This window comes from Brevundimonas vesicularis, from assembly GCF_900445985.1.
Taxonomy (GTDB): Bacteria; Pseudomonadota; Alphaproteobacteria; order Caulobacterales; family Caulobacteraceae; genus Brevundimonas; species Brevundimonas vesicularis_D.
On sequence record NZ_UAQP01000033.1, the window covers coordinates 1 to 3,880 of the forward strand.

Sequence of the window (3,880 nt, forward strand, 5' to 3'; positions counted from 1 at the left end):
TTGCAAATAGCGTGTTGTGGTTGGTGTATATCCACCAGGGCGCAATCTTTAATGCTATCTTTAAAGGCGGCATAATCGTTTGGCGTGCCAGCTTTGGTAAACTCATGCACCCTTGTATCACCAGCATGGTTAGAAAAATAAGGCACTGCATTAACAGGCAATAATTGCGTTAATCTTTTTTCCGTACCCCATAAAGACATCAAGCTCCAGGAAAAATCATCCTTATAACGGTCCACAATATTCGTCAACGCCTTACGCGCCACTCCCATTCGAGTATTTTCTTCAGGAGAAACCCCTTGTGAATATGTACTGACAATCACTCTGTTGGCATCGGCACTGGAATGGCTTTTGAATTAGGGTCGAATAATTGAGTATATTGACGATAGGTGTTACGACCGCATGAAATGCTATTACCTCGTTTAATTCTTCCAGAAGAATCTACCAATTCATGTTCCCACCATGCACCAAACTTGATGTTAGGCTTGCTGCATCTTTACAAGCAAAACAAAAAGATGGAAAAAGCACATTACCATAGTCTTGATGATGACGAGGAACATCTAACTTTACGCCATATTTTCCTCCAAAATCATATGCATTAGCCCTACATTGGGATAATCCTTATTTGTAACACAGCTTCTATTAGCCTTTAGAGTTTGATCACCTCTAGGTGAAACATGTAGCACTCTCTGATTGACACCACCTTGACGAGTATAATTCACCCATGGCGAACTATTAGGCAAACCTTGAACCCCTTCACCCATTGAACCTGAGTCATCAAATAAAATCATTAAACGCGGCGGAAGATTGAAAGTGCCGCTGGAGCTTTCGCTGGCTTGTAAATTCAAATTTAAAAAAGCAAAGGGCGATACGGGGACCTCTTTATCGGTCTTCTCGACTTTATTAGCGGTTTGCGCTTGAGCAGCAAAGCTCAAACACGCCAACATAACCGCGGCGCTGAGTTTGAGCGGTGCAAAGCTTGTATGTTGCATATAGTGACTCCTTAAGTTTGAGACGAACTCCTGTCTCGAAAGATTCAGCGATTAATCGCTGAGCTAAACGTTGGGGGATGCTGCAAACTTCCGCAGCTTAGCCAACTGACATAGTCTAGCAAAAAACATTCCAAAAGATTTTTATTGTTTGCGCGAGGGCTACAAAATCATCTTTATAGTACCTTAACTTCAAAATGAGACTTAGAGATACACATTTTGTCAGGAGAAGCGCTTAGAATAATCTCATTTTGAAGTTAAGAGACTATAAAGCGGCGTATTTTTGGCGATTTTCCTGACTGTACAGATTCACTTCAATGCCCTTGGCAATATCACGGATAATGGCTTTTTCTAATGTTTTCATAATATTGCCTCTGCATTAGCGATTTTAGTCAAAATTATACATGGCATGACTAATTATACAAACGATGTCTAAAAATGTATAAAACCCTGTTTACCGCAGCACTTCAATATTTTGCCAAGATTGCTATTTGCGCGGCTTGCAGGGCTTTGCCTAATGCCGCGCCTGCCAAGCCCTGCGCGGCAAGATGTTTGGCATCGACGCCTTGCAGCATCGCACTTTGCGCCGCGATGATGCGGATTTGCAATGTTTGGGCAACGCCTGTCGCTTGCAGGTATTCGCGCAGAAAGCCATTGTCGCGCAAGGCGGCGCAGGCTTTTAAGAGTTGCCAGCGCTTTTCGCCCCGAGTTGTTCCAAGCGGCAAAATCATGACCGATGTTTTGCAGGCGTTCCAGCCATTGGCTATAGATTTTCGGCAGCGGTAATTGCTGTTTCAAGGCGGCAATCAGCTCGGCATTGCCTTGCGTCCACAGGGCAAAACGCGCTGCCGGATTCGATGTCCGCGCCGCAGCAGCGGTTAAGGCGGCGGCTGCTTTGTTCCAATCATGAGCAATCGCCGTGCCGGTGAGTACGTTCATGGCGTTCATATCCGCCAAACCTTGAAAATAGCGCTGCGGGGCGGCGGATTGCAGGGCTTTTTCGCTTTCCTGCCAAACGCGTTCGGCGGTCAGCTCCGCCAATTCGCCTGCCTGCGCCATTTGGCAGCATAAATTCCATGTTTCTTCAGCAATTTCAAAACCTAATTCGGCAAATCGCGCTGCAAAGCGTAGTAGGCGCAGCACGCGCAGCGGGTCTTCGATAAAGGCTTCCGATACATGGCGTAAGCGTCGCGCGGCAAGGTCGGCTTGTCCGCCGTAAGGGTCGATGATGTTGCCGGCGCTGTCTTGCGCCATTGCATTAACGGTTAAATCGCGGCGGCGCAAATCTTCCTGCAAAGAGACGTTCGGACTAAATGCAAAGGCAAAGCCGCGATGTCCGCGCCCTGCTTTGCGTTCGGTGCGCGCCAATGCGTATTCTTCGCCGCTGTCGGGATGTAAAAACACGGGAAATTCCCGCCCGACTTGCCGAAAACCTGCCGCCAACATGGCTTCAATACTTGCGCCTACCACGACATAATCGCGATCATGTACCGGCAAACCCAACAAAGCATCGCGCACCGCACCGCCGACTAAGAAAATTTCCATTCTATTCTCCTGCTTGCGGTTTTTGCCGCAGAATCGGAATCAGGGTCGAAGCCGCCGCCGAAGCAATGACTAATACACTGCCTAAGGCGGTCAGCAAGGTCATGCGCTCGCCTGAAGAGCATGGCAATCAGCAGGCGCAATTCCACCACCAAAACGGGATCAAACATCTGATAAGCATATTTGCCCGCCGTAAAAGAACTTGCCCAAATCAGCAAGGCGATCACAAGATAAAACATCGCAATTCCTTCATCAAAATTTCCTTACTGCTTGAAACCCCTTCCCTTTAGAGAGGATAATCTTGTGGGAGAGGTGCAAGCTCTTCCAATTCAGGGCAACACGTAGAGCGACGCTTTATGTGTCGCTCTGTGTGTTGAAACATACGCCGCAGCGCGGATTTTTCGTTATATAGTCAAAGAATTGAAAAAGTATTACAGACTTGGCTCGCCTTGCCCTACGCTCTTGTACTGTCTGCGGCTCGCCGCCTTGTACTAATTTTCACTTCTCCGACTATAGTGGGCGGCTAAATTAACAAAAAATCCCCCTTATGCAACATTTTATTCTTATTTTTATCGGCGGCGGCTTAGGCGCATGCGCCAGAGCCGGCTTCAGCACGCAATTCGGCAAAATCTTCCATCTGCACAGCCATTGGGCGATTTTAGCCGTCAACCTCTTAGGCTGTCTGCTTATCGGCATTGCCGCCGAACGCCTGCTGCTGCGCCTAGACAATCCCGCTTGGCGCTTATAGTCAAAGAATTGAAAAAGTATTACGGCGTTGGCTCGCCTTGCCGTACGCTCTTGTACTGTCTGCGGCTCGCCGCCTTGTACTACTTTTTCACTTCTCCGACTATATTCCTCATCAGCGGATTTCTCGGCGGTTTTACCACCTATTCCAGCTTTATCCTCGATTTCCTCAAACTCGCGCACAGCAGCCAAAGCTACGCCCTGCTGCATCTTGCCGCACATCTCTTCGGCGGTATCACCGCCTGCCGGCTTGGTATGTTCATCGGCAAAGGATTGCTGACATAAGACCGCCGTTTGTCTATATAATTACGCCTTATTTTTTAACGACCATTTTATGTTTCAACACACAGAGCGACACATAAAGGCAACACATAAAGCGTCGCTCTACGTGTTGCCCTAAATTGGAAGAGCTTGCACCTCTCCCACAAGATTATCCTCCCTAAAGGGAAGGTTTTAAGCAGTAAGGAAATTTTGATGAACGCCACCCAATTCAGCACCATCGGCATTATCGGCAAATACGGCGCCGACCACAGCGAAGCCAATATCAACCGCGTAATTGCCCTATTGGAAACGCGCGGCATCGCCTACACGCTCGACAGCAACACCAT

6 protein-coding genes are annotated in these 3,880 nt (G+C 48.0%); 2 read left to right on the top strand and 4 right to left on the bottom strand.

All coding sequences use genetic code 11. The features are described from left to right. From DT343_RS18600 to DT343_RS18615, 4 genes are all read right to left on the bottom strand, one after another. Positions 1 to 320: hypothetical protein (locus DT343_RS18600; RefSeq protein WP_146756799.1), on the bottom strand; the 320-nt coding region annotated here is incomplete at its 3' end. A 243-nt stretch (positions 321 to 563) separates the two neighbouring features. Continuing rightward, entirely contained in the window at positions 564 to 989 is a 426-nt protein-coding gene (locus tag DT343_RS18605; RefSeq protein ID WP_146756800.1) for a hypothetical protein, read from the bottom strand. A gap of 429 nt (positions 990 to 1,418) precedes the next feature. Then, on the bottom strand, positions 1,419 to 2,531 hold the full coding sequence (locus DT343_RS18610; RefSeq protein WP_112863933.1) for a tRNA nucleotidyltransferase: 1,113 nt from the start codon (positions 2,529 to 2,531) through the stop codon (positions 1,419 to 1,421). Continuing rightward, positions 2,516 to 2,767, bottom strand: a complete 252-nt coding sequence (locus DT343_RS18615; protein WP_220116887.1) for a hypothetical protein — start codon at positions 2,765 to 2,767, stop codon at positions 2,516 to 2,518. Before DT343_RS18615 ends, DT343_RS18610 begins: the two co-directional genes overlap by 16 nt. Positions 2,768 to 3,075: 308 nt before the next feature. Here DT343_RS18615 and DT343_RS18620 point away from each other — a divergent pair, with 308 nt between their 5' ends. Further along, positions 3,076 to 3,276 (top strand): fluoride efflux transporter FluC, encoded by a 201-nt coding sequence (locus DT343_RS18620; RefSeq protein ID WP_172459363.1) that lies wholly within the window; start codon positions 3,076 to 3,078, stop codon positions 3,274 to 3,276. After that, positions 3,264 to 3,557, top strand: a complete 294-nt coding sequence (locus tag DT343_RS18625) for a fluoride efflux transporter FluC (protein WP_181669241.1) — start codon at positions 3,264 to 3,266, stop codon at positions 3,555 to 3,557. Before DT343_RS18620 ends, DT343_RS18625 begins: the two co-directional genes overlap by 13 nt. The last annotated feature ends 323 nt before the right edge of the window (positions 3,558 to 3,880 follow it).

Coding starts and splice junctions, on each gene's coding strand:
- DT343_RS18620 (WP_172459363.1), top strand. CDS start 3,076: ATGCAACATTTTATTCTTATTTTTATCGGCGGCGGCTTAGGCGCATGC.
- DT343_RS18605 (WP_146756800.1), bottom strand. CDS start 989: ATGCAACATACAAGCTTTGCACCGCTCAAACTCAGCGCCGCGGTTATG.
- DT343_RS18610 (WP_112863933.1), bottom strand. CDS start 2,531: ATGGAAATTTTCTTAGTCGGCGGTGCGGTGCGCGATGCTTTGTTGGGT.
- DT343_RS18615 (WP_220116887.1), bottom strand. CDS start 2,767: ATGTTTTATCTTGTGATCGCCTTGCTGATTTGGGCAAGTTCTTTTACG.